22 protein-coding genes are annotated in these 25,614 nt (G+C 58.6%); 12 read left to right on the top strand and 10 right to left on the bottom strand.

Annotation, left to right across the window (positions count from 1 at the left end; all coding sequences use genetic code 11):
- The first annotated feature begins 12 nt into the window (after positions 1 to 12).
- Entirely contained in the window at positions 13 to 1,092 is a 1,080-nt protein-coding gene (locus IC37_RS03650; RefSeq protein ID WP_030128884.1) for a tartrate dehydrogenase, read from the top strand.
- A gap of 329 nt (positions 1,093 to 1,421) precedes the next feature.
- Here IC37_RS03650 and tatA read toward each other — a convergent pair whose 3' ends face one another.
- From tatA to IC37_RS03630, 4 genes are all read right to left on the bottom strand, one after another.
- Positions 1,422 to 1,634, bottom strand: a complete 213-nt coding sequence (gene tatA / locus IC37_RS03645) for a twin-arginine translocase TatA/TatE family subunit (protein ID WP_030128883.1) — start codon at positions 1,632 to 1,634, stop codon at positions 1,422 to 1,424.
- Between the two features lie 84 nt (positions 1,635 to 1,718).
- The gene (locus IC37_RS03640) at positions 1,719 to 2,426 is read right to left on the bottom strand and encodes a cupin domain-containing protein (RefSeq protein WP_030128882.1); all 708 of its coding nucleotides are present in this window, start codon (positions 2,424 to 2,426) and stop codon (positions 1,719 to 1,721) included.
- 57 nt (positions 2,427 to 2,483) lie between these two features.
- Positions 2,484 to 3,341, bottom strand: a complete 858-nt coding sequence (locus IC37_RS03635) for a GNAT family N-acetyltransferase (RefSeq protein ID WP_030128881.1) — start codon at positions 3,339 to 3,341, stop codon at positions 2,484 to 2,486.
- Between the two features lie 713 nt (positions 3,342 to 4,054).
- Complete coding sequence (locus tag IC37_RS03630; protein WP_030128880.1) at positions 4,055 to 4,981, bottom strand: glyoxylate/hydroxypyruvate reductase A; 927 nt, start codon at positions 4,979 to 4,981, stop codon at positions 4,055 to 4,057.
- A 448-nt stretch (positions 4,982 to 5,429) separates the two neighbouring features.
- Between IC37_RS03630 and gabT the strand changes: the two genes are divergently transcribed.
- The 3 genes from gabT (at position 5,430) to IC37_RS03615 (ending at position 8,007) form a co-directional block, all read left to right on the top strand.
- Complete coding sequence (gene gabT / locus IC37_RS03625; protein WP_030128879.1) at positions 5,430 to 6,722, top strand: 4-aminobutyrate--2-oxoglutarate transaminase; 1,293 nt, start codon at positions 5,430 to 5,432, stop codon at positions 6,720 to 6,722.
- A gap of 93 nt (positions 6,723 to 6,815) precedes the next feature.
- Complete coding sequence (locus IC37_RS03620) at positions 6,816 to 7,472, top strand: HAD family hydrolase (RefSeq protein ID WP_030128878.1); 657 nt, start codon at positions 6,816 to 6,818, stop codon at positions 7,470 to 7,472.
- A gap of 46 nt (positions 7,473 to 7,518) precedes the next feature.
- The gene (locus IC37_RS03615) at positions 7,519 to 8,007 is read left to right on the top strand and encodes an Lrp/AsnC family transcriptional regulator (protein ID WP_030128877.1); all 489 of its coding nucleotides are present in this window, start codon (positions 7,519 to 7,521) and stop codon (positions 8,005 to 8,007) included.
- 20 nt (positions 8,008 to 8,027) lie between these two features.
- Here IC37_RS03615 and IC37_RS03610 read toward each other — a convergent pair whose 3' ends face one another.
- Genes IC37_RS03610 through IC37_RS03600 form a run of 3 tightly spaced genes read right to left on the bottom strand, consistent with a single transcriptional unit; the run spans position 8,028 to position 10,678 of the window.
- Positions 8,028 to 8,639 carry a TetR/AcrR family transcriptional regulator gene (locus IC37_RS03610; protein ID WP_030128876.1) on the bottom strand — a complete coding sequence of 204 codons (612 nt, stop codon included), beginning with the start codon at positions 8,637 to 8,639 and terminating at the stop codon, positions 8,028 to 8,030.
- Positions 8,626 to 9,477 carry a 3-hydroxybutyryl-CoA dehydrogenase gene (locus IC37_RS03605; RefSeq protein WP_030128875.1) on the bottom strand — a complete coding sequence of 284 codons (852 nt, stop codon included), beginning with the start codon at positions 9,475 to 9,477 and terminating at the stop codon, positions 8,626 to 8,628. The genes IC37_RS03610 and IC37_RS03605 overlap by 14 nt, the downstream gene beginning before the upstream one ends.
- Positions 9,478 to 9,493: 16 nt before the next feature.
- Positions 9,494 to 10,678 carry an acetyl-CoA C-acyltransferase family protein gene (locus tag IC37_RS03600; RefSeq protein WP_030128874.1) on the bottom strand — a complete coding sequence of 395 codons (1,185 nt, stop codon included), beginning with the start codon at positions 10,676 to 10,678 and terminating at the stop codon, positions 9,494 to 9,496.
- 131 nt (positions 10,679 to 10,809) lie between these two features.
- On the opposite strand from IC37_RS03600, the gene IC37_RS03595 reads away from it, so the two are divergent.
- Complete coding sequence (locus IC37_RS03595) at positions 10,810 to 11,817, top strand: AraC family transcriptional regulator (protein ID WP_030128873.1); 1,008 nt, start codon at positions 10,810 to 10,812, stop codon at positions 11,815 to 11,817.
- Positions 11,818 to 11,832: 15 nt separating this feature from the next.
- Here IC37_RS03595 and IC37_RS03590 read toward each other — a convergent pair whose 3' ends face one another.
- On the bottom strand, positions 11,833 to 12,753 hold the full coding sequence (locus IC37_RS03590) for a LysR family transcriptional regulator (RefSeq protein ID WP_051414803.1): 921 nt from the start codon (positions 12,751 to 12,753) through the stop codon (positions 11,833 to 11,835).
- Between the two features lie 125 nt (positions 12,754 to 12,878).
- On the opposite strand from IC37_RS03590, the gene IC37_RS03585 reads away from it, so the two are divergent.
- Together IC37_RS03585 and IC37_RS03580 are read left to right on the top strand one after the other, a co-directional pair.
- Positions 12,879 to 14,117 (top strand): serine hydrolase, encoded by a 1,239-nt coding sequence (locus IC37_RS03585; RefSeq protein ID WP_030128871.1) that lies wholly within the window; start codon positions 12,879 to 12,881, stop codon positions 14,115 to 14,117.
- Positions 14,114 to 15,295 (top strand): MFS transporter, encoded by a 1,182-nt coding sequence (locus IC37_RS03580; protein ID WP_030128870.1) that lies wholly within the window; start codon positions 14,114 to 14,116, stop codon positions 15,293 to 15,295. The genes IC37_RS03585 and IC37_RS03580 overlap by 4 nt, the downstream gene beginning before the upstream one ends.
- A 22-nt stretch (positions 15,296 to 15,317) precedes the next feature.
- On the opposite strand, the gene IC37_RS03575 is transcribed toward IC37_RS03580, so the two are convergent.
- Positions 15,318 to 16,244 (bottom strand): LysR family transcriptional regulator, encoded by a 927-nt coding sequence (locus IC37_RS03575; protein WP_030128869.1) that lies wholly within the window; start codon positions 16,242 to 16,244, stop codon positions 15,318 to 15,320.
- Positions 16,245 to 16,370: 126 nt separating this feature from the next.
- Here IC37_RS03575 and IC37_RS03570 point away from each other — a divergent pair, with 126 nt between their 5' ends.
- From IC37_RS03570 to IC37_RS03550, 5 genes are all read left to right on the top strand, one after another.
- Positions 16,371 to 16,637, top strand: a complete 267-nt coding sequence (locus IC37_RS03570; RefSeq protein WP_030128868.1) for a DUF2798 domain-containing protein — start codon at positions 16,371 to 16,373, stop codon at positions 16,635 to 16,637.
- A 147-nt stretch (positions 16,638 to 16,784) separates the two neighbouring features.
- Positions 16,785 to 18,569, top strand: a complete 1,785-nt coding sequence (locus IC37_RS03565) for a type I secretion system permease/ATPase (RefSeq protein ID WP_030128867.1) — start codon at positions 16,785 to 16,787, stop codon at positions 18,567 to 18,569.
- On the top strand, positions 18,550 to 19,863 hold the full coding sequence (locus IC37_RS03560) for an HlyD family type I secretion periplasmic adaptor subunit (protein ID WP_030128866.1): 1,314 nt from the start codon (positions 18,550 to 18,552) through the stop codon (positions 19,861 to 19,863). Before IC37_RS03565 ends, IC37_RS03560 begins: the two co-directional genes overlap by 20 nt.
- Positions 19,864 to 19,865: 2 nt before the next feature.
- On the top strand, positions 19,866 to 21,245 hold the full coding sequence (locus IC37_RS03555; RefSeq protein WP_030128865.1) for a TolC family outer membrane protein: 1,380 nt from the start codon (positions 19,866 to 19,868) through the stop codon (positions 21,243 to 21,245).
- Positions 21,246 to 21,838: 593 nt separating this feature from the next.
- Positions 21,839 to 22,582, top strand: a complete 744-nt coding sequence (locus IC37_RS03550; protein ID WP_030128864.1) for a response regulator transcription factor — start codon at positions 21,839 to 21,841, stop codon at positions 22,580 to 22,582.
- Between the two features lie 73 nt (positions 22,583 to 22,655).
- Here IC37_RS03550 and IC37_RS03545 read toward each other — a convergent pair whose 3' ends face one another.
- Positions 22,656 to 25,367, bottom strand: a complete 2,712-nt coding sequence (locus IC37_RS03545; protein WP_030128863.1) for a DUF5801 repeats-in-toxin domain-containing protein — start codon at positions 25,365 to 25,367, stop codon at positions 22,656 to 22,658.
- Positions 25,368 to 25,614 lie beyond the last annotated feature (247 nt).

Here is a 25,614-nt window from a genome sequence, read left to right as displayed (position 1 = left end):
GAGCCACGATTGATGAGCAAACCATTCAGAATCGCCGCGATTGCCGGCGATGGTATTGGCAAGGAAGTTTTGCCGGAAGGGCTGCGGGTACTGGAGCAGGCCGCGAAGAAGTGGCAACTGGATTTGAGCATTGAGGTGCTCGACTGGGCGCATTGCGATTACTACCTGGAACACGGGCAGATGATGCCCGCCGACTGGTTCGAACAACTCAAGGGCTTCGACGCGATTTACTTTGGCGCCGTCGGCTGGCCGGACAAAGTGCCGGATCATATTTCCCTGTGGGGTTCGTTGCTCAAGTTTCGCCGTGACTTCGACCAATACGTGAATATCCGTCCGGTTCGGCTGTTTCCCGGTGTGCCGTGTCCGCTGGCCGGGCGCGAGGCCGGGGACATCGATTTCGTGGTGATCCGGGAAAATACCGAAGGCGAGTATTCGTCGGTCGGTGGCAAGATGTTCGAAGGCACCGAGCATGAATTCGTGCTGCAAGAGTCGGTATTCACACGGCGCGGCGTGGACCGGATTCTCAAGTTCGCCTTCGACCTGGCCCAGACCCGGCCGCGCAAGCGCCTGACGGCGGCGACCAAGTCCAACGGGATTTCCATCAGTATGCCGTACTGGGACGAGCGCACTGCATTGATGGCTGCGAAGTACCCGGACGTCACTTGGGACAAGCAACACATTGACATTCTGTGCGCGCGTTTCGTGCTGCAACCGGACCGTTTCGATGTGGTGGTGGCGTCGAATCTGTTCGGCGACATTCTGTCCGACCTGGGGCCTGCCTGCGCCGGTACCATCGGCATCGCTCCTTCGGCCAACCTCGACCCGGAGCGACGCTTCCCCTCGCTGTTTGAACCGGTGCATGGCTCAGCGCCAGATATCTATGGGCAGAACATCGCGAATCCAATCGCGATGATTTGGTCCGGTGCCTTGATGCTCGACTTCCTCGGCAACGGTGATGAACGTTATCGCGCGGCCCACGACGGAATTCTGCAGGCGATCGAACAGGTCATCGCCCAGGGGCCGATCACTCCCGATCTGGGCGGGCAGGGCTCGACCCAGGATGTCGGTAGGGCAATCGCCGCGTTGCTTTGAGCCGAGGCAACAACTGCTCAGCAGGAAGCTTTATTCATTCTTGTGTCTCACCCTTTTAGCCCGTCCACACTGCGGGCTTTTTTTTGCCTATCGCCCTCGTGTTTAACCTGCCTTTGCTGTTGCGAAGGGGGTAACGAAGGAGGGGGCGCGGAATGTGAGGGACGTCTTGAATGCGGATGTTGCTGATGGTTTTACTGGAGTGCGCACTGCACGCAAGGAGGGGGCTAGTTCGCCCATAGACGGGTCATGTTCGAACGCCGGTTACCCGTCATACAGCTGTGCGAAAGGGGATGAGACCAAGCTTTACACCGATATTCTGCAGACCACCTTTACGAATCCTCGAACGTGCGTGCCTGGACGTCAATGGGCTGGCCCTCGGGCTTCCCAGTGATTGGCTTATCGTCGCCCATGGATTTGCGGAACCCCCTGATCGTGTCGCCGATATCCGCCCCCAAACCTTTCAGACGCCTGGTTCCGAACAGCATGACCACGATCAACAGGATGATCAGAAGTTTTCCGGTACTGAAGCCACCTAATCCCATTGTCTGTACTCCGCAGTCATTGATCGGTTTGGTGGTGGGGGCCGGCGGAGGAAAATCCGTCTGCCGGCGCTAACGCGGTTCGAGTTATTTGACGACGTAAAACTTGCGCACATAAACGCTGCTCTTCCAGGCGCAGGGGGCGCCTCGGGGTACGAACACCGTGTCGCCGGTGTTGACCGTCAGATCGGTCCCGTCCGCCACCTGGAGGGTGATGTTGCCTTCGATCAGGTGCATCAGTTCATGCAGCAGGTGCGGCCTCGCCCCACGGGTATAGGGAGTCGAGTCCCAAACGCCGATACGCAGATTGGTCGGTTCTTCGACAAACAAATTGTTCGAGCGACATTGCGGTGCCGGGCTTAGCAGAATTTCTGCACCCGGTGCCGCCGAGGGAGAGAGCAAGGTTAGCGGGGGGAGCGCCGTGAGCCCGGGATGGCGCTCTTCAATGAGCTGGGTGTCCGCGCAGAATGCCCAGAGAGAGTCGGGTTGCGCCTCGATCTGCAGCGACGTGCCGCGGGCGATCACCGCGCTGTCACCGGGATTTAGTTGGAGCGTGCAATCCTGGCTCTGCAGGGTGACACGTCCCGCGTGAACCACGATCGTTTCGCTGTAGGGATAGTCATCGACGCTGAATTGTCCGCTCGCCTGGACCACGCCAGCAGCAATGTCCTGCGGCCCGTTATAAGCAATGAGCCTGTCGAAAGGGTCGTTGATCCCCAACGAACCGGAGGTGAATTTTGTTGAAGCGGGACTGCCGTCGGCGTGTGCCAACAGCACTGCAGTGGGCTCGAGCATGAAGGTGTTTCTCCAGGAAAATGCATCGTATAGCGTTGGATGTAACGGTGCGGTTTGTCAGCCGATGGCTTGAGTCACCAGAGCAAACTGGTGCGCTGCGCCGATAGCCTGCGGTGGGGTACCGCGAGCCATTTGTGCGACGGTGTCGACGTGCTTCAGCCCGGCCTCTTCCAGCCAAGGGGCCAGACCGCTGTCGGACGGTATATCCATGCGCACGAAGGCGTCCGGCACTTGGGCCAGCAACACCGCGATCAAATGCTTGGCTTGCTGTGGATTTTCTCCGATGACCGGGCCGATATAGCGACCACGGCCGAATGGGCGCAGCAGAGCGAAAGCGCGCAGCTGACCATCGCGCTCGATACCGACCGAGTGTTCGACACTATCGAACAGATCATTGAGCACGGCGTGCCTGTCCAGGCCGCTGCCGGCGTTGGCCAGTTCAATCTGGTCGCTCCGATCGGCTTCGGTCAGCGGGCGGCAGCGCTCACCGGCTGCCAGGTCATTGGGTGCAGGAACCCGCGCGTGCCCCTGATGTTGTTGAATATGTCCAAACTCAATGAACCCCTGGCTGGCATAAAGCGGGGCGCCGGCCAGCGTCGCATTGAGCACGGCGGTACGCGATCCGCAAGCCTCAAGTGCCAGCTCCATCAGCTTGCGACCTATACCCTGGCCCTGGTACTCATCACTGACGATCACCAGGCCGATAGTGGCGTAATTTCCCTGCGCACAGGTGAACGCGGTACCGATCAGGCGGCCTGCGTCTTCTACGACAAAACCCTGCGCGATGCGCTGCAACATGGCCCAGTCTTCCAGGCGGTGGGGCCACTTCAACTGCACGGACAAGGCATGGGCCGACGCCACATCGGCCGAGGTCATGGGGCGATAGATATAGGCCGGGCGTTGCGAAATGGACATGTCAGGTCTCCATTGACAGGAAGCGTAATCGGTCGGATTTCTCCGCGCAAAGTATTGGTATCTCACCTGCGGCGAGGCCTGACAAGAGGCTCCAATTGATTCGGCAGATTCCGTCAGCGACGGCTCTGCAGACCACATTTACTGCTCAAATGAGAATCAGGATCGGCAGCAAATACCGGGTCGGTTTTAAGGATGCAGATCAAAGCGAAGCGCACTGCTGATGGTTCATTGCTGAAAAAAAGCGCCTATTCGGGTAATGCAATATGTAGGAGCCAGGCTTGCCGGCGAAGGCGTCCTTAAAAGCGCCTTCGCCGGCAAGCCTCAATGCCAGTCAGTTAAGCGCAGTTCCTGTAGGAGCGGGCTTGCTCGCGAAAGCGGTATATCAGGCGACATCAATGTTGACTGTTCCGCCGTCTTCGCGAGCAAGCTCGCTCCTACAGGGTTCCGTGTCTTAACTGATTGGCATTGCGGCAAGCCTTGCTCCTACTGCATTACCCGGATGGGCGCCTCAAGGCTATGGGAGCGAGGAGGAGGCCTTTAAAAGCCGGCTGGCCCACGAGCAAAACCGGCCGGGAACAACTATTACAGAATGCTCAGCGGGTATTCGATGATCAGGCGGACCTCGTCGATATCGCTGTCGAACGAGGTGGATCGGTGGGTGGGCCGATTTGCCCACGGCGCGCGAGATTGCTAGCGAGTTCGATAACTGCGGGTTAGTAACTTCGCTCGTGATCAATCTGGCCAAGCATTGATTCACCGCGTTGATGCCGACGAATATTCTCCAGCAACACGCTAAACGCGCTTTCTGGTTGGGTCATCGCAGCGATATGCGGTGTCAGCAATATCTGCGGATGGTGCCAGAAGGGATGATCCGGCGCCGCCGGTTCCTGTTCCAGAACGTCGAGCACCGCCGCGCTAACCTGGCCGCTGGCCAGAGCCTCAAGCAGATCCTCTTCTACCAGGTGCCCACCGCGGCCCATGTTGACCAAGGCAGCACCTTTGGGCAGGTACTGGAACAATTCTCGGTTGAGAATTCCTCTGGTCTGCTCGGTCAATGGCAGGACGCAAAGCACGATGTCGCACTGGCCGAGGAAGGCCGGAAGTTGCTCGGCACCGGCAAAGCAGTCCACCCCGGCGATGCGATGCTCGCTGCGTGCCCATCCCGACAAAGCGAAACCAAAGGTCTGCAAGGTCGCCAGGATCTGTTGCGCCTGCGTGCCGAGGCCCATGACGCCTACCCGACGTTTGGCGGCCGGTTGCAGCAGATGAGCCTGCCAGCACCGGGCCATTTGTTGCTGGCGATAACGGAGCATATCCCGGTGCAGGCTCAGCACCGCAAAACTGGCGTATTCGCACATGCCCCGGGTGATGCCCGGGTCGAGTAGACGTACCACCGGCAGGGTCGCTGGCAAGCGATCAAGGTCAAGCTGATCGACCCCGGCCGACAAGGCGAACAGTACTTGCAGGTTGGGCAGCAAGGTGTCGAGATCGTCCGGCGCCTGCCAGGCCGCCAGGTAGCGAATATCCTTCGGATCGCCGATGTCCGGCCAGGCACGCCATTCGATATCTGGCGCGTGCTCGGCGAACAGACGCTTCCATTGTTCGCCGCGCACCGGGTCAGCTTTATAGAGCAGGGCCATGGGTAACTTCTCGCATGAAATAGTGAACATCAAGCATGCCCGAGTGGCAGAGCAGGATATGTCGAAAGACTTTGCGTAAACGCATGACGCTGCGTTGTGGGCGGCACATATCGGCAGATTCATCGGGGCTGGCCGCAATGCCAGTCAGTTAAGCGAATAAACCGCTTTTCTTGTAGGAGCCAGGCTTGCCGACGAAGGCGCTCTTAAGGACGCCTTCGCCGGCAAGTCGGATCGCCGCACCGCTGGCTCCTACAGGTTCCGATTTACCCTTAACTGACTGGTATGGTGGCTGGCCGCCGCTGAAGGATTCTGCTGTTTGCCGGGGTGAAAACAGTCGATCCCGATTTCTCAGGGGCCAAGTTCGGCTTAGACAATTGCGTCGAAAGCTTAACCTGTGAACCACATCGCAGCCGCTTTCCGGTTGCCAGGCCCACTGTGAGAGATGCCAATGAACAGTAAAGTCGAAGAAACCCCGAGTTTGCTCCGTCAACGCGATCAATTCGTGCCACGGGGTTTGGTCACCGCACACCCGCTGGTTATCGATCGGGCCCAGGGTTCCGAGGTGTGGGACGTGGATGGGACGCGTTACCTGGACTTCGTCGGCGGGATCGGCGTGTTGAACATTGGCCACAATCATCCGAAGGTGGTCGCGGCGGTGCAAGCTCAATTGCAAAAGGTCAGCCATGCGTGCTTCCAGGTGGTGGCCTACAAACCCTATCTCGACCTGGTACAGCGTTTGTGCGAATTGGTCGGTGGTCGCGAAGCCTATAAGGCGGCGCTGTTTACCTCCGGCGCAGAGGCTGTGGAGAACGCGGTGAAGATCGCTCGCGCGCACACCAATCGCCCAGCGGTCATCTCCTTTCGTGGCGGTTTCCATGGACGTACTTTGCTGGGCACGACTTTGACCGGCATGAGCCAACCCTACAAGCAGAACTTCGGGCCTTTCGCTCCGGAGGTGTTCCATACGCCATACCCTAATGCCTATCGCGGTTTCACCAGCGAGATGGCGCTGCAAGCCCTGAACGAATTGCTGGCGACCCAAGTTCCTGCGGACCGGGTAGCGGCGATCATCATCGAACCGGTGCAGGGCGATGGTGGCTTCCTCTCCGCGCCGCCGGAGTTCCTCCAGGCACTGCGGGCTCTGACCGAGCAACACGGCATTGTGCTCATTCTCGATGAAATTCAGACCGGCTTCGGTCGCACCGGCAAATGGTTCGGTTTCCAGCACGCAGGCATTCAGCCGGATCTGGTCACCGTGGCCAAGAGCCTGGCCGGTGGTTTGCCGATATCGGGCGTGGTGGGTCGTGCGCATATCATGGACGCGCCATTACCCGGTGGTCTCGGCGGTACTTACGGCGGTAACGCCCTGGCTTGCGCGGCGGCGCTGGCGGTGATCGAAACTTACGAACAAGAGCAGTTGCTCGCGCGCGGTGAAGTATTGGGCGAACGCTTGCGTCAGGGCCTGCTGCGCTTGCAGGCACGTCACCCTCGGATTGGTGACGTACGCGGCACCGGCTTCATGTTGGCGATCGAACTGATCAAAGACGATGAGGCCCGCAGCCCCGATGCCGAACTCACCCAGCAACTGATCGATCAGGCCCGGATTGGTGGGCTGTTGGTGATCAAATGCGGCGTACACCGGAATGTGCTGCGCTTCCTTGCGCCTCTGGTGACCGACGACGATCAGATCGACGAAGCGCTGGCGATTCTTGAGGCGGCATTGCTACGCGTATTGAATTAATCTGAGGCTTCGGTTGGCGCAACGTAGCACTGCGCCAACCGGGGCATTTGGAACGCATGGATTGATGAAATGCATCATGGGAGGCAACACACCATGTACCTGACTGATTATCGTGCACTGCTGATCGATTGCGATGAAGTTCTGGTCGATCGGGATTCCGGTATCTGGACGGCCCTGCAACCGTTGCTCGAAAACCATCCGGGCGTGCTGGGCAGGGAAGAGGTATTGGCTGAGTTTGACGAGGCGGTGCGCACGCTCTATCCACGTTTTTCCGAGCTGGGTTTCAGTGGCTTATTGTGCTTCGCCCATCGTCAGTTGGCAGCGCATTTCGGGCTCAAGGCCAGTTGGGAGGAGGGCATGAGTTTCGCCCGATCGGTGGGCAACTGGTCGCTGTTCGAGGATGCGCCCGGTGCCATGTTGTATCTGCGCAAATTCTATCGGCTGCTGGTGTGCTGCGATCGTGATGCCGAGGATCGCGAACAGCTTTGTGAGCGTTTGGGGATTACGCCCGAAGACTTGCTTTCCCGAGTCAGCAAGCCACTGGAGGACAGCGTCTGGTTGCAGGACAATAACCTGCAAGCCAAAGATATCCTGCAGGTCTCCAGACCTCCTGCCGAGCCGCCAAAATCGGCTGGTTTGTGCCTGATTTGTCGTGGCCATGGCAACGATACCCAGCAATGCCCTGCGGATTTTTGCATTAATAGCATGGCCGACCTGGTCGCTCAGCATCAGCAATCCTTACACCGGTGATTTTGCTATAACCTCTGTACATCCGAACGGCATCAAGAGGTACGCGATGGAAGGTTTGATCAAACTAGACCGCATTGATATCAGTATCCTGGTTGAGCTGCAAAAAGACGGTCGAATGACTAACGTCAGCCTGGCCGATGCGGTGGGTCTGTCGTCCAGCCCTTGCTTGCAACGGGTCAAGCGGCTTGAGTCGGCCGGCTATATTTCCGGCTACAGAGCCCATCTCAATCTTGCCAAGATCACCGACTCGGTCACGGTATTTACCGAGATCACGCTCAGCGACCACAAGCGGGAAGACTTCGCCAAGTTCGAGTCCAATATCCGTTTGGTCGAGGAGGTGCTCGAGTGTCACTTGATCAGCGGCGGTTACGATTACCTGGTGCGCTTCATGACCTGCAGCATCCAGCATTATCAGGAAGTGATGGAAGGTCTGCTGGACAAGAACATCGGTATCTCCAAGTACTTCAGTTATATCGTCATCAAATCGCCGGTCCTGAAAGATGGGGTTCCGCTGCGTAGACTATTGCGTCACTGATACCACTTTGATCACACGCGTTAATTTCTGCTTATCGCTTCATGTGTGCGTTTTGGCGTCAGCAACCGCTCGATGGCGCCACTCACCATGTTTTCCATCAGATTGTCGCGCTCTTGTTCATCCAGCGAATAATGCGTCAGCCAACAGGGCGCGCTGTTGAGCAAGGCAGCAATGGCATGACCGATGGCCGACAGGCTCTGTTCACTGAGTCGGGGGCGGACGCCTAGCATCAGCAGCAACTTGCGTTCGTACTGCTCGCGCAGTTGCCGGACCCGTTCCTGCTGCTCTTCATTCAGGCAGCCGCTGTCGCGCTCCACCAGACGAAAATGCCAGGGCATCTCCCGATGCAGATTCAGGTGCGCGCGGATCAATTGGTTGAGTCTGTCGCGTTTTGCCGGGGCCGTTTGTTCGATGCGCCCCAGGGTGGCCAGCAGCTCTTCGTAGAACTCCTCGATCAGGTCAAGCAGCATGTGCTGCTTGCTGGGGTAATGGTGATACAGCGAGCCCGGGGCGAGCCCCAGGCAGGTCGCGAGCTCACGCATGCCGACCTGACCGAAACCCTTGCTGGCAAAGAGCTCCAGCACCTTGTCCCGGTATTCGGCGAAGCGCGAGCAACGCTCAGGCGTAGGCATGGAAGCCGCGCCCCGTTTTGCGTCCCAGGTAACCGGCGGCGACCATTTCCTTGAGCAGTGGAGCGGGGCGGTATTTGCTGTCGTTGAAGCCGTCGTAGAAGGTTTCAAGGATTGCCAGCACGGTGTCCAGGCCGATCAGGTCCGCCAACGCCAGCGGGCCGATCGGCTGGTTGCAGCCCAGGCGCATGCCGGCGTCGATGTCTTCGGCGCTGGCCAGGCCTTCCTGAAACACCAGGATCGCTTCATTGATCATCGGCACCAGAATCCGGTTGACCACGAAACCCGGACGGTTGCCGGCAGTGATGGCGGTTTTGCCGAGTGTGGTCGCCATGTCCAGCGCCAAGGCGTGGGTGGCATCGCTGGTTTGCAGGCCACGAATCACTTCGATCAGGCCCATTACCGGCACCGGGTTGAAAAAGTGCAGACCGATGAAGCGCTCAGGCTGACTGACGCTGGCAGCCAGTTGGGTAATGGACAGCGACGACGTGTTGGAGGCGATCACGCATTCAGTGCTGACCTGCGCGGCGATTTGTTGCAGCACGCGCAGTTTCAGGTCGAGGTTTTCGGTGGCGGCCTCGATCACCAGTTGCACGTTTTGCAGGCTGCTGTAATCGGTACTGGTGCGAATCTTGTCGAGGGCAGCGAGCTTTTGCTCGTGCGTCAGCGTGTTTTTGGCGACCTGTCGATCGAGGTTTTTATCGACGGTCGCGATTGCCTTTTGCAAGGCACTCTCGGAGATGTCGATCAAGGTCACGTTGAAGCCGGCCAGTGCGCAGACTTGCGCGATGCCATTGCCCATAGTGCCGGCGCCGATGACGCCAATGTTCTGCAGATTCATGTTCATGTCCTTGTGATCAAACCCGTTCGAACAACACGGCGATGCCTTGGCCGCCGCCGATGCACATGGTCGCCAGGGCATAACGGCCTTGGCAGCGATGCAGCTCGTGAATGGCTTTGGTGGCGATGATCGCGCCAGTGGCGCCCACTGGATGGCCCAGCGAGATGCCCGAACCGTTAGGGTTGACCTTCTGTGGATCGAAGCCCAGCTCTTGCGCTACGGCACAGGCCTGGGCGGCGAAGGCTTCGTTGGACTCGATCACATCAAGGTCGGCAACGGTCAGACCGGCGCGCTTGAGCACCAGGCGGGTGGCGGGAATCGGTCCCAGCCCCATCATTGAAGGTTCAACGCCTGCGTGGGCATAACCCACCAGTCGGGCCATGGGCTTGAGGCCTTGTTCCTGAACAGTTTGGCCCGTGGCCATGATCAGTGCGCCGGCACCATCATTGAGGCCGGACGCGTTGCCGGCGGTGACGCTACCGTCCTTTTTGAAGGCGGGTTTCATGCGGCTCAATTGCTCGGCGTTGACCTCAGCCCGTACATGCTCATCCGTCGCAAACGAAACCGTCCCTTTGCGGGTCGCTACTTCGATCGGCACGATCTGCCCGGAAAAACGCCCTTCGGCAATCGCTCGGGCAGCACGCTGCTGGCTGAGAAGTGCCAATTCATCCTGGGTCTGACGCGTGATGCCATAGTGCTCGGCGATATTTTCAGCGGTGATACCCATGTGGAAACCGGCAAACGGGTCTTGCAGTGCCCCAAGCATGTAGTCGACGGCCTGCATGTCGCCCATTCGTGCGCCCCAGCGCGCCTGCGGCAACAAGTACGCGCCTCGGCTCATGGACTCGACGCCACCTGCCAGCGCAGCGCCCGCATCCCCCAGCATCAAACTTTGCGCGGCACTGACAATCGCCTGCAAACCCGAACCGCAAAGGCGGTTGACGTTGAAGGCAGGAGTCTCTTTCGTCAGGCCGGCATTCATCGCTACGACCCGGGAGATGTAGGCGTCGCGCGCCTCGGTCGGGATTACATGTCCCATCACCGCATGGCCGATGTGTTCGGGCGCCAGGCCTGATCGTTCGATAGCGGCGCGGCAAACGTCGGTCGCCAACTGAATAGGCGGCACATCCTTGAGTGAACCGCCAAAGCTGCCGATGGCAGAACGGACGGCGCTCACTACAAAAATATCGGAATGGTTCATGTTGGCTCTCTGAATAGGTCTTTTTTGTTGGGCACGAGTCTAGAATCAGCAGCGCCACTGGCCTATGCCAAAACTGTTCAAGGGTGATGGCGTTTTTTGCCATGTTCAGATGTGACGAGAGAGGCATTCAAATGCGGGAAACGGATTCGGTGGCGGTTTACTTCATGTACCCCATGATCCATGCATTGCGTGAGGAACCGCAGCGTCTGCGGTCAGTACTTGAACAGGTGGGCATTGATCCGGCGCTGATGGACCAGCCGACGGCACGGGTGCCGGCCACGGCTTTCGCCGCGTTGTGGCTGGTGCAGATTCGGGAGTTGAACGACGAATTTTTCCAGTTGGACTCCCATGGTATGCCGCCGGGCAGTTTTGCCTTGATCTGTCGGGCATTGATTCAGGAGCCGACGCTGGAAAAAGCCATGCGTCAGTGTTTGGCCAATTTCGCCCTGTTCCTGCGTGATTTTCGCGGCACGTTGAGTGTGCGTGGCAAGCGTGCGGTCATCAGCTTGCAGACCTGTTCGCAGAACAGCGAGGTCAGCCGGTTGGGCGAAGAAACGTTTCTGGTGTTGATGATCAGTCTGCTGTGCTGGCTGGGCGGGCGGCGCATTCCGATCGATCGGGCAGACTTTCGTCATCAGCGTTTGTCGCTGCGTGATGATGCCTTGCTCTGGGGGCCCAACCTGACCTTTGGCAGCGAACGCACCGAAATCGAGTTCGCCAGTGACTACCTGCGGCTGCCGGTGATTCAAGACCTTGCTTCGCTGAAAGTATTTTTACGCACCGCACCGCAATGGCTGGTGATTCGCTTCCGCAACCAGCACGGGCTGGCGTCGCAGGTTCATCAGCGCCTGCGCCACAGCCATTACGGCGAATGGCCGACCTTGCAGGCCTTCGCCTTGGAACAGCACCTGAGCCCCAGCACCTTTCGCCGCAAACTGGGACGTGAAGGCTGTTCGTATCAGGAAATCAAAGATGAAGTGCGGCGCGCGGTGGCGTTTGAACGGTTGCGCCAGAGCAAGGCGAGCATCAGCGATATTGCTGAACAGTTGGGCTTCCAGGAGCCGAGTGCGTTTCATCGCGCGTTCAAGAAGTGGACGGGGGAGAGCCCGGGGCGGTATCGGGCGCGGTTTCAGGAATGAGCCCTGCTCGTTGGGTCACGGCAAGGCTTTATCAGCCCCGCAAAAGTCTTGGTCTCGACCCCCACCATCACAAACAAAATCAATAAACGCTCGCAACTTCGGCGTCAGGTAGCGGCTCGACGGCCATACCACCTGGATGTCCAGTGTGCGCAGCATTTGATCGGGCAGTATCGACACCAGCTCGCCGGTCGCCAGTGACTTGCGCACCGCAAACTCGGGGACGCAGGCGATGCCCAGGCCTTGGCGGGCCATGTGAATCAGCATTTCAAGATTATTGCAGACTATCGTGGCCGGTACTTTCAACTCGGTGCCTTCGGCAAGCCCTGGCAGTGGCCATTTTTCCAGTTTGCCCGTGGAGGGCAGTTTGTAATGCAGGCAGTGGTGTTTCTGCAGTTGCTCGACATTCTGCGGGTAGCCGTGGCTCGCAAAGTAACTGGGGGCGCCGACAAGGTAGAAGCTGAAGCTGTCGAGTTTCCTGGCCATTAACCGGGAGTCGTGCAACTGGCCGGTGCGCACCACGGCGTCGAAACCTTCCTCGACCACGTCCACCAGCCGATCGGTGAAGTCCAGTTCCAGCTGGATTTGTGGATAGCGCTGCATGAATCGTGAGAGCTGCATGAACAGGACGTTGCCCAGCAACGGCAGGCTGATGCGCAATTTACCTCGTGGTGTCTCGCTGGAGCTGGAGAGTTCCTGCTCGGCGGCTTCCAGTTCGTTGAGCACCCGGCGGCAGCGCTCCAGAAACAACGAGCCTTCGCTGGTCAGGTTGATGCTGCGGGTATTGCGATGGAACAGGCGTGCGCCGAGTTTCTCTTCCATACGCGCGATGCTCTTGCCCACCGCCGAGGCGGAGATCCCCAACAAGCGGCCGGCCCCAACAAAACTGCGGCTTTCGGCGACCTGCACAAACACCGTGATGCCATTGAGCTTATCCAACACTCACTCCTTTGATTGCGGACAAAAAGGTCCGTGGACCTCGGAATTGTAGCCTCTGTTTCCCGACAACGGCCCCCTCTACCATCGAGATATCGACTCATTCATCCAGCTATTCAGGTCCGCCGATGTCATTCAACGAACCGCTTCGCCCATTACAGTCGCTACGCCCATTTGAACCCGTCCAGCTGGCTTCTCGCATCGACGCGGTGCTGGAGCAGACCCTGCACGATCAGCGCCTGGTGGGCGCGGTGGTGCTGGTGGCTCATCGCGGCAAGCTCATTTACCAGCGCGCGGCCGGGTTGGCCGACCGTGAGGCGCAGTTGCCGATGCGCGAGGATGCTCTGTTTCGGCTGTCTTCGGTATCCAAGCCAATCGTTTCGGTGGCGGCACTGGTGCTGATTGGCCAGGGCAAACTCAACCTGGATGACGACATCAGCCGCTGGTTGCCTTATTTCAAACCAACCCTGAGCGACGGCCAGCCAGCGACGATCACGGTGCGTCAATTGCTGAGCCATACCGCTGGCTTCACCTATGGTTTTCTGGAAAGCGATCAAGGTGGCCCTTATCGCGATGCCGGTGTCTCCGATGGCATGGAGCGCAGCAACCTGACACTGGAAGAAAACCTGCGTCGCCTCAGTCACGCCCCTTTGCTGTACCCGCCTGGCAGTTCGTGGGGCTACTCGATTGCGACCGATGTGCTGGGCGGCGTGATTGCTGCTGTCACCGGCACCTCGCTGGCCGCTGCAATCGACGCACTGATTGCCAAGCCGCTGGGCTTGCGCGATGTCGGTTTCGGCGTGTCCGATGCCAGCCGCCTGAGCCCGGCGTACCTGAACGATCAGCCGCAGCCGCGGCGCATGAAAGAACGGGAAGTGGTTGCGGTTTTCGAAGGCACCGCCGGCATCAAGCTGGAGCCGAGCCGGGCCCTCGACCCACAGGCTTTCAACTCTGGTGGCTCGGGCTTGATCGGCAGCGCCGGTGAGTTCCTCCAGTTGCTCGAAACCCTGCGCAAGGGCGGGGCGCCGTTGTTGCCTGAAGCGCTGGTCGATGAAATGACCACCAACCAGACCGGCGATCTGGAACTGGCCAACTGGCCCGGTCGCGGCTTCGGTCTGGGCTTCACCGTGCTCAAGGACCCGGCCGCCGCCCGGACGGTCGAGTCGGTCGGCAGTTGGCGATTGGGCGGTGCCTATGGACACTCCTGGTTCGTCGACCCGGCCGAGCAATTGACGGTCGTCGCCTTCACCAACACAGCCTTCGAAGGCATGTTCGGCCAGTTCACGGTTGACCTTTGTAATGCCGTTTATGGGGCGATTAACAGTGATCGCCGCGAAGTCGTGGTCACGCCGGAGTCGGACTCATGAAAATGCTCCATCCGATCTACTTTCTCGCACTGGGCCTGTTTGGCGTTTACACCATTGAGTTCGGCGTAGTCGGAATTCTTCCGGTGATTATCGAGCGCTTCGCGATCAGTGCGTCCCAGGCTGGCCTGCTGGTGGGGCTGTTCGCGCTGATCATTGCGGTCTTCGGCCCGATCATGGTGTTGCTGCTGTCGCGCTTCAATCGCAAGAAGGTCCTGACGATTGCGTTGTTCATTTTTGCCGGCACCAGTGTGCTGTCGGCCTACGCACCCAACTTTGAATCGCTGATGGTGCTGCGCATCATCCCCGCGCTATTTCACCCCGTGTACTTTTCCCTGGCCTTTATCGCGGCCATTTCGCTGTACCCACCGCAGGAGTCAACCCGTGCAGCCGCCAAGGCCTTTGTCGGCACCAGTATGGGCATGGTGTTGGGGGTGCCGTTGACGACGCTGATCGCGGCGCAGTTTTCCTATGAAGCCTCGTTTCTGTTCTGCGCCGTGGTCAACTGCATCGCCGGCCTTGGGATCATCGCCCGGCTGCCGGACGCGCCCGACAAAACCCGCATTTCCTATAAAGAGCAGTTGGCTATTTTGCGCAAGTTCCCGCTCTGGCTGAACATCACCGCCTCGACCCTGATTTTTGCCGCGATGTTTTCCGTCTACAGCTACTCGGCCGAGTACCTGGCCAAGGAAGCGGGCATGCGCGCGCAAATGATCAGCATCCTGCTGGTGATCTTCGGTATTGGCGGCGTCGCGGGCAATTTGTATGCCGGCAAGCTGATCGGGCGAAACAGGGTTCGGACAACCATCCTGCACCCGATCCTGCTGGCCGGTGCCTATGGGCTGTTGTACCTGTTCGCCGGCCCGTCACTGATGACCATGCTGGTTATCGTGGTGATCTGGGGCGCGATCCATACCAGCGGGCTGATTGTCACGCAGATATGGCTGACCTCGGAAGCTCCGGAAGCACCCGAATTCGCCACCGGTATTTATATCTCGTTCATCAACCTGGGCGTGACCATCGGGTCGACTACAGGTGGGTGGTTCCTGGCACGCATGGGCTTGCAGGGCACCCTGTGCAGTGGTTTGTTATTTGCCGCGCTGGCCGTGTTGGTGATCGTGGTCAAAGTGCTGTTTTTCAGTGCCGAACCGCGCAAGGGAGTAGCGATCGCCGCAGATTGAGTTGAATTCGTCGTGCGGCTGCTTAGGCGAGCGCATGCGACTGGCTTTGCATCTCTCGTTCAAGAAAATCGATGAACGCGCGCACCTTTGCATTTAAAGCCGATCGCTCGGTGACACAGGCATAGATGTGCATCGGTTCAGGTTCTGCGCAAGCTGCATTGCGACTGCCCGGCTCGAACAATGGCAGTAGTCGGCCGCTGTCGATCAATGGCTGAGCGACGAAGCTGGCGAGGCGTGCGATCCCTCCGCCGTTTACAGCAATCTGCGCGATCGTATCAATGTCATCGCAGATGAAGCCCGGATTGACTTTGGCTTCGAAACGGCTGCCATTGAGTACAAAGGTCCAGGGCAGAAAACGACCATCAGTTGGATAGCGAAAGACAAGGCAAGTGTGTTGCTTCAGCTCCTCAGGTGTTGTCGGCATGCCCGCACGGTCGAGATACGCGGGTGATGCGCAGAACACGAAAGGGCGCGAGGCGATACGCCGGGCAATGAGCTGATCGTTCAGCTGCGCTTCAATGCGGATGCTGACGTCGACGCCCTCCAGCCGATGATCGACGCTGCGATCCGTACTGATCAGTTCGATGTTGATGCGCGGGTAGGCGTCCTTGAATGCCGGCATTAATGGCGCGAGTACATGCCGACCAAATGCCGCGGTGGTGGCGATGCAAAGCGGCCCATGCGGCCTGGTTTCGACAGTGGCAGCTTGCGAGGCGAGATCAATATCACCCGGAATGTGGCGCACCTTCTCGAAATAGCGAGTGCCGCTTTCGGTGAGCGCCATGCTCCGGGTCGTACGAGAGAGCAGGCGCACGCCCAAGTGGGCTTCGAGCCGCGTGATGCTCTGGCTGACCGCCGCGGCGCTCATGCCTTGGGCACGGGCCGCCGCCGCGATGCTGCCGTTTTCTACCACACGGATATAGGTATTGATCAAACCAAGAATATCCATCGGGTCCCCGTGCTCGATTCGTTGATTTGTCTTAAGAATGATTCAAGCGTAACGCGTCTACCGGCGTGTTCGGCAGCTTGCTAGGTTAGCCGCTCTCGCCACTCAAGATCGACAAGGCTCAAATCGATGACCGATAGAACAGCTAGAAATACTGCACGTTTTCGCTTGCCTAAATACGCGACGCCTTACGTCTTTGCGCTTTACATGGCCACTATCATGGCGTTTCTCATGTGTCTCGTCATCACCATCGCTGAATTCGGAATAGGTGAACATTACATGGAAAATGTGATGAATGCGTACCAGGTGGCAATGCCTTCGGCATTCATCTGCGTGCTCGTCGTGCGTCCGCTCGTTGCCCGACTTGTGGCGTGGACCGTGCAAGCCCACCTGTAAACGGCTGGCACCCGTAAGTCAGCGAGCGCTACGCACTGCGATGGATTCGTCGCAGTGCGTCACTTGACCCCCTTCGGCCAATTGTTTCCCGCAGTCGTTCGGCATGATCTAAGCTCCAAAAGATGGTTTTTTCGAGCAGGGGTTTCCATGCGAAGCACACCTGAAAACAGTCTGAAAAATGCGTTGAAAGCCTGTAGAGACAGCTTTATTTCTGTTGGCTTTTTCAGCTTTTTCATCAACGCGCTCATGCTCGTGCCTACCTTCTATATGCTTCAGGTGTATGGGCGAGTGATGGCCAGCGGAAGCCTGACAACCCTGGCAATGCTGACGCTGATCATGACCGGGCTGATCATCACGCTCGGCTCCCTGGAATGGATCCGTTCGCGCATCATGGTTCGGGTCAGTACCCGACTGGATGTGTTGCTGAGTCGCCAGGTCTATAAGGCCAGTTTCAAACGGGCTCTGGACAGTGGTGGCATGGATGCTTCGGCCCAGTCGCTCAACGACTTGACGGGCTTGAGACAATTTCTCTCCGGTAACGGTTTGTTCGCCTTTTTCGATGCGCCCTGGTTGCCGATCTATATCGCTGTGATGTTCATGTTTCATCCCTGGTTTGGCTGGGTAGCGACGGGCAGTGCGCTGTTGTTGTTATTGCTCGCGTTTATCAATGAGAGGCTGACGGGGCCGGCACTGGCCCAGGCTAACAAGGAACATATCGGCGCGACGCTCTACACCACAAAAAATCTGCGCAACGCTGAAGTCATCGAGTCCATGGGTATGCTTGAAACCCTTATGGACCGTTGGGGGCATCGTCAAAGAAACGTCCTGTTGCTGCAGGCCCAGGCGAGCGACAGAGGTGCCATAGTCAGCACGCTTTCCAAGACCTTCCGGATCCTGGTGCAATCACTGATCCTTGGCCTGGGGGCGTACCTGGCCGTGGACCATCAAGTGGGGGCAGGCCTGGTGTTTGCCGGGGCCGTGCTGCTAGGGCGCGCATTGGCCCCTATCGATCTGATCATCGGCAGTTGGAGGGGCTTTATTGCGGCCCGCTCGCAATACCGCCGTCTCAACGACATCCTCGACAAACAACAGGCTCAACCCGAGCGTATGTCATTGCCTGCGCCTCAGGGGCACGTGCAGGTGGAGAATTTGGTCGTTGCGGCGCCTGGTTCGAGAACCCCGATCATCAACAACATAAGTTTCAGCGTACCTGCCGGCTGCATTGTCGGCATCATCGGTCCCAGTGCCGCGGGCAAGTCGACCCTGGCCAGGGCACTGATGGGGGTATGGGCGCCGCTGCATGGTGTGGTCCGGCTCGATGGCGCGGACATCAGCGCGTGGGACAAAGATGAACTTGGGCCGTATATAGGTTACTTGCCCCAGGACATTGAACTGTTCGAAGGCAGTGTCAGCGAGAACATTGCCCGCTTCGCCGAGGTCGACTCGGCGCAAGTCATTCTGGCTGCCAGGACCGCTGGCGTTCACGAAATGATTTTGCAGTTGCCCGATGGCTACGACACCGTCATTGGCAGCGAGGGCCTCACGCTGTCGGGAGGGCAGCGCCAGCGCATCGGACTGGCCCGTGCCCTGTATGGCAGCCCGCGACTGATTATTCTCGACGAGCCCAATTCCAATCTTGACGAAGTCGGTGATCGCGCCCTGGTGGCAGCTATCCAGCAGATCAAGCAGAGCGGCGCGACCCTGTTTGTCATTACCCACCGCACCAACATCGTGTCGCAACTTGACCGGCTCATGGTGATGAGTGCAGGGGTTATCAGTCTCTACGGGCCGCGTGAGCAGGTGCTCGCCGAACTCAACGCGCAGAGACAGCAGGCACAAAAGCACGCCATGTCAGCAGGCGCCAGCATGGCTTCGGTCAAAACCAGCAAGGGCGATGCCGATGAACCCTACGATGCCCAGTCGTCAAATTGAAAGCTTCGCCGGCCTGCCGACATCTGATCGTAAAGCACGCCGCCTGGGCATTGGTATTGTAGGGTTGACCTTCGGCCTGTTCGGCACCTGGGCGGTGCTCGCGCCCCTCGACGGTGCCGCTTACGCGCCGGGGGTGGTCACCGTGCAGGCTTACCGCAAAACGGTGCAGCATCCTGAAGGGGGCATCGTCAAAGCGGTATTGGTCCATGACGGTGACATCGTCAAGCGTGGTGATCCGCTGATCATTCTTGATGATGCCCAGTTGCGCTTCGAATACGAGATGGCCCGAGGCCAGCTGGTCGCGACCAGAGCCATGGAGGCAAGACTCAGAGCCGAGCGCGACACACAGTCGGCGATCAGCTTTGGGGAGATAGCCGATCCCGCCAGTCTGCGAGGAGTGGAAGCGCGCCAGGGCGAGACCCAGGTATTCAACGCCCGGCAGGGCTCGCGGCTGGGCCAGATCTCGGTGTTGCGTGAGCGCATTGGCCAGTTGAATCAACAGATCAAGGGACTGGAATCGATGATTGCTGCCAAGGTTCATCTGGAGAAATCCTACAGCGGTGAAATCGTTGAATTGACCGACCTGCTCAAGCAAGGGTTCGTTGACAAACAACGTCTGCTCGAGCAGGAACGCAAGCTGGGGATGCTCAGGTCGGAGGTGGCTGATCACCGTTCCGCTATTAACAAGACTCGTCTGCAGATCAACGAAACACAGCTGCAGATTCTGCAAATCGACAAGGATTTCAGTACCGAGGTGGTCAAGGAGCTGGCCGAGGTTCAGACCAGGATGTACGACTTGCAAGAGAAAACGTCGTCCCTGGAAGACCGGCTCAGTCGTATCGTCATCCGCGCACCCGAGGCGGGCATGGTGATTGGCATGACAGTGCACACCATTGGTGGTGTCGTGAGCCCGGCGACGCCGCTGCTGGATATCGTTCCATCGGTTTCCGAGCTGGTCATAGAGGCCCAGGTGGCGCCGGTGGATATTGATCGTATCGCCATCGGCAAGCGTGCCGATATCCGTTTCGGCGCGTTCAATAGCTCGACCACTCCCGTGATCGAAGGCGAGGTCAGCAGCGTATCGGCTGACCGGCTGGTCAACGAAAAGGCCGGGACTGCCTATTACCTGGCGCGGGTGCGGGTAACCGAGGAGGGCGCGCGCACCTTGGGTGAGCGCAAGTTGTTGCCGGGGATGCCGGCGGACGTATTGATCATCACCGGGGAACGCACGCTGTTTCAGTACTTGATACAGCCGGCCCGCGATGCCATCTCTCAATCGATGATCGAGGAATGACCATGAGCGCGTCGGCAGTTCTGCTGGGCGGTGCGTTCATGCTTGCAGCGGGTACCGCCCTGGCGCAAACCACTGCGGCAACGCCGACCGGGGTCAGCGCCTCGACGTTTTCCACCGACCTCATGCAGTTGTATCGTGAGTCACGGCTGGAAGATCCGCGGGTATTGGCCTCCTATGCGCAAGCCCAGGCGGGTAAGGAACATCAGCGCGAGGCTATGGGTGCGCTGTTCCCGCAGGTATCGCTCAACGCCGGGACGAATCGGATTCATCAGGAGAGCGACCTGGTGGAGCGCAGTTACGATAGCGAAAACTACAGCCTGGTGCTGCGTCAGTACCTCTACAACAAGACCGCGTGGGAGAACTACCAAAAATTCAAAAGCCTGGCCAAGCAGTCCGAATCCCAAGCGCTGGATGCCCAGGCCGAGGCCACAGTGGACTTGGCGCAGCGTTACTTCGCCGCGTTGGCGGCCGAAGATGAACTGGAGTTGGTGAGGGCGGAGCGTCGAACCACGCAAAAGAGTCTGGACCGAGTCAATGCGTTGTACGAAAAGCAGCTGGCATTGGTGACTGATCAACTCGACCTCAAGGCTCGGGTAGATTTGCTGGCGGCGCAGGAACTGGATGCCCAGAACCAGGCCAGTATCAGTCGCGAGGCGCTGGCAGAGATCGTCGGCCGGCCGGTGAAGGAGAAGCTCAACCGGATTCGCGATGACGTGCAACTGCGGGTTTCAGCGCAGAGCCTGGAAACCTGGGTCCGCGACGGTATAGCGCTAAACCCGGCGCTCAAGGCCAACGAGAGCGGTGTCGAAGCCGCGGGCGCAGCGTTGCGTAGCGGCAAGGGCGGGCACTATCCGACCCTGAGTCTTACGCTGAGCGCGCAGCAGACCAACGAGGGCTACAACAATACCCTGGCGCCGCGCACCGACAGCTATGTCGCCGGTATTGGCGTTCAGGTGCCGCTGTACAGCGGTGGCTCGACCTCGGCGCGGGTCCGTGGGCTCTACCAGGATCAGATTACCGCCGAGCAGGAACTGGAAGCGATCCGGCGCCGGGTGGTCAAGGAGATCACCAGCGCTTACCTGACCGCCAATTCGAGCGGAGAAAAAATCAGTGCGAGCCGAAATGCCCTGGCCTCGGCACAGCTGTCCAGAGTGGCGGCAGAGAAAGCGCTCGATTACGGCATGGTCAATGCCGTCGATGTACTGACCAGCGTACGCAACGAATTCCGGGCTCGTCGTGACCTGCTCAAGACGCAATACGAGTTCGTCACCAATGTCCTCACGCTCAATCGCTGGGCGGGAAAGCTGCCTGCCGAAAGTGTCGAAAGCGTTAATGGCTGGTTGAGCTCCGGCAGCTCCAGCCAAAACTTCACATCCCCCTGATCCTGTCGCAATACCGACTGTGTATCCCCATCCTCACTGGACGCCAATTTGAGCCATGACCTCGGCGAGGCAAGTTTTGCCGACAAATTGACGTCAGAGTTTATTCTGTGCGTGCCTTCACGCCACTCGTCGGTTAATTGACGATTTTGATCGGAATCAGGTTTGGTCGCAGCTCTCCCGCGGCGAGCCTAACACCTTGATTTTCTAGGGGAGGGGGGTCCTTGGCAACGTCAGTCGGGCTACTCGCAGGAGGCTTGAGTCGACGACTGGCGGATGGGCGTGCTGGCAGTGTGCTGGTCTGGCCTAGACTCAGTTGAACAGATCGAGGGAGCACATCAATCATGCGCAAGCTGTTGATGATTATTCCTATTTATGTTGCCTCGATGGCTTTGCCCGGCTTTTGGAAACGTCGCAACTCCTGCCGGTGAAGCCAGTGGAAGTGTCCTCCTGGGATGAATAGCCGGGTGGGCACCGTAAGGCCTGTCGGCGCTCGCATCTGTCCTTCGATCACGGTGGTCAGGTGAGGCAGCTGCTGATCCATGAAGGCCAAGGGAGGGAGGTCAGAGTTAATTATTCAAGGGAGTCAGGAACGTATGACGACCCACAGAAAACCAATAAGCGTGATGCTGATCGATTGTCGTCCCCTCGTTCTCATGGGCCTTCAAGATTTGATCAATGCCAGGAAGCCTCAGATGGAAGTGAGCGGCCAGGCCACCACCTATACCAATGCGCTGGATCTTGCCGATCAGTTGCGTCCCAATGTGATTTTTTTCAGTTTCTTTCCAGATGCGCTGAACCCGCTGGAGGTCGTTGCGGGACTCACCCGCAGCGCCGAAATGAAAGTGCTGGTGCTCAAGGGCCTGTACGAATCCGTCCCCGTTGCCCAGGCAATAGAGGCGGGCGCACGCGGCATCGTGCTGGCGGAAGACCCGACGGAATCGATCATCCAGGCCATCATCACGGTCCATCACCGCGACACCGGAAAGGATAGAGCCTGGGCCGGTGGGCTTTCCGGCTATTCCGCGACCGGGCATATACACTTGAAATGCAATCTGGAGCAGGCGAAACAGGCGCGGCTGACGCTGCGCGAGAGGGAACTGATTCGCGCCATTGTGGGGGATCCATCCGCCAAATACATGAGCATCGCCGGGCGGCTGGGCATCAGTGAACACACCGTGCATAACCACCTCAGCAACATTTATCAAAAGCTTAATCTGATCAACCGCATCGATTTGTTGATGTATGCGCTGAAGCACGGGCTCACCAACAACGAAAAACCACCCGAGTCCTCGTGGGTGGAAATGGATTTGGTTTCCCGTCAAAAAAAGACGTTCTGACACCCTCCGATTGGAACTGCAAAAGGATGCGAGGGTGGCTTTCGCCACCCTCGCATCCTTTTGCGTGCGTTTCTCAGACGCCGCCGATAACAATGTCGCTACTCAGAAGATCAACCCCGACCAAGGTGATGGTCGTGACGTCTCCGCCCGTTTCGGCAACCGTCACGATGCTGTCTGTGCCGCTGTTGTCGATCTGGAAAACGGCGCTCTGGTCGCCGTTGAGTACCAGGGTGTCTCGCAGTGTGTCCGCGTCGAAGCCGGTGATCTGGTACAGGTTCTCATCGAATGACAAGTCGACGTTGAAGGCATCACGCTCACCGCCCGTACCCACCAGCGTGTAGTCGAAGGCGCCGGCCAAGTCATTGGCGAACAGGTTGGCGTCAAACGTACTTGATGCCGAGTCCCCATCCCTGTCCGTCACCGTCGCGTTGAACGTCAGCTGAATATCGCTGGCCAGGCTCTCGGTCTCCTGAATGAACTGGATCACCGGGATCTTGATGTCGCCTCGGCCCATCGTGAGCTGAACCGCGTCGATCAGCGCCGTGCCTTCCTGCTCAATGAGGAAGGACACCTGTCCACGGGGCTCTGGAGTCAGGGTATTCACCTCGATGAGGTCCGAAGTCGAGCCGTCCTCGTAGTAGATCCTGTAGTACAGGTCCTCGGTCGCTGTGTTGTAACCCGCTACAGAGTTGTCGATGAAGACCTTCATCGCCGTCACCAGGCTCTCCGGATTGACGACGAAACTTTCATCGGTAGCGCCGATTGCCACCAGGTTGTCTCCCTGGAGGACGTTATTGGCGACGCCGATGCCGGACGTGCTGACGTTCATGGCCCTCGGGTCGATGTACGAGGGCAGGGGGTTGGTCTGTAGCTGGGCTTCGGTGGGGTCGGGTGCTCCAAGCCCGATACCGGTCAGGATGTCCGAAGTCGACGCAAGCGCCTTCGCGGAAAAGAACACAACCTCCTCGGATGGCGAAGGAATAGTCGGGTCATTCGTTTTCGGAATTAACAATGTGCGCACAGGGTCCGGACCGCCGGCAGCGAGCGAGCCATCGGCAGTGCTGAGCACGACCGTCGAACCGAAGCCCTGCACCAGATCCAGTGCATAGCTGCCATCGTCAAAGGCGGTCAGCGTGTAGTCGATGGTGGTATCCGCTGTAGCGACGTTGTTGTCGAAATCGCCGGTCAATGTCCCTTCGAATTGGTACGCGCCATTGCCGTCCGGTGAGAGCAGCAGCTCGGTGAGGGTGGCGGTGCCGGTAGTGGTCGTGTTGTCTGGCCTGACGAGGGTGAACGCGCTGTTCACCGAAATATCCAGACCGGCCGCGCTCAGCCCGTCGGCGCCGGCCGAATTACTCCAGAAGCCAGTTTGCGGCAGGACACTACCGGTTCCGATCAGGTTGCCAAAGGCGAGTGCCGGGCCGTCATCTTCGAAGATGATCTTGGAGCCGATTTCGGCGGTCGTAACAGCAGTTTGGAGCAGTGTGAAAGCACCGATATCAAAATCGGCGTGAGTATTGCCCCTGGCGTCGAGGGCCGCCCCGTTCTCGACGAGCACGCGGTTATGATCCTCCGTTGTGGTGTATTCAATCCGGTAGCCGGCTTTAACGCCGGTGATGGTTGCAACCCCGTCAGCATCAAAACTGATGGTAATAGCGGGATCATCCTCCGGTCCGTCTGAATTCTCGATCACCAGCCCGGTGCTGATGTTGATAACGCGAACACTGGTGATCTCAACCAGCGAATCATTTGTATAGCCGTCGATGAAATTCACGCCAGGTTCAGCAGCGGTGGTGAATGCGCTGATTTTTACGACGGCACTCTTGCCGCTTTGCAACTGCACGACGTCGAAACTGGCCTTATTCGCATTGACGACGTCGGTAAAGTCGATGTTGGCTTCAATATCTGCTTCGGTCTGATCCAGGTTGGGAATGGTCACATCCTGCCTGGCACCGGTGACGAACGAATAACGAATTCCCTCCTGTTCCGTAATCATCTGGCTGTTGGTGCCGAAGGTGGTCGGGCCACCTGCCTGGCTGGTGTTGATCGTATCGCCAGTGTTTATATTGACGCCAGTTGACTGGTTTGCGGGGTCCTTGCCGGTGGCGATGATGGTGGGTTCCGTGATCCGCAAAACACCACCGACGTCGACAACTGTCGGGTCCGGCGTCGTGAACATCAGAAAGAGGTTCTGACCGGAGGGCGCATTGGCCAGACTGAATTCCAGGTCCTGACTGGTTCCGACGAATACCTTATCCAGCAGATTGAGTGAATCATCGGGGTTCGTATCATCTGGATGCTGGAGCGGTTGGTACTCCACGGTCCAGATCTTGCCACCGGTGACCGGCGATCCGGTTTCTTCGATATAGGCAGCGAACACGATCGCGCCATCTGCGGCCCCGGCGCGGCCCAGAAGGATGTTGTTGTTCGTATCTGTATAGAGAAGGATGCTGGTGCCATCGAGGGTGAACAGTCCGCTGTCCACGCCATCGAGCGGTGCGCCAGCGCTGTCGACGAAGCTGATATCGGTAATGGTTGCTCCATCGGTGACAGTGAAGGCATCGCTGCCCGTGTCGCCCACGGCACCGGTATAGCCACTCAAGGCCGCACCCGTTGCGGTACCTGCCGCAAGTGCGGTCAAACGGGTAGAGAAGTCCGAGGGCAGGGACGTCACCAGAATGTCGTTGTCGTCAGCGTCTCCTGCAGGGGTTGGCGTGGCGGTGGCGTTCTGCAACCCGGCAGTCTCGTCCAGTGAAACGTCCACGCCGGTGATTCCAATAGCCATGATTTTTCTCCCGAGCAATTGCGGTCATCGAGGCCTGACCGTTGACCATAGTTCACAACTATGAGCATGCGCCGGGGGTTGCGCATCGGCCGATACTCCCAAGCGGGATGGGAGTTTCAGACTACTTGGATGGGGGAACAGCACGAGGGCGTGAAGGAACGGTGCCGCCTATTCCGTTTGTGAATGAGGACATGCCGCAAGGCTCGTCTGGCCTTGGCTCAGGGACCGCAGTGGCCCAATAAAAAAA

It is taken from the genome of Pseudomonas sp. QTF5 (assembly GCF_000512695.2).
In the GTDB taxonomy this organism is placed as follows: Bacteria; Pseudomonadota; Gammaproteobacteria; order Pseudomonadales; family Pseudomonadaceae; genus Aquipseudomonas.
This window is presented reverse-complemented; position numbering and strand designations above follow the sequence as displayed.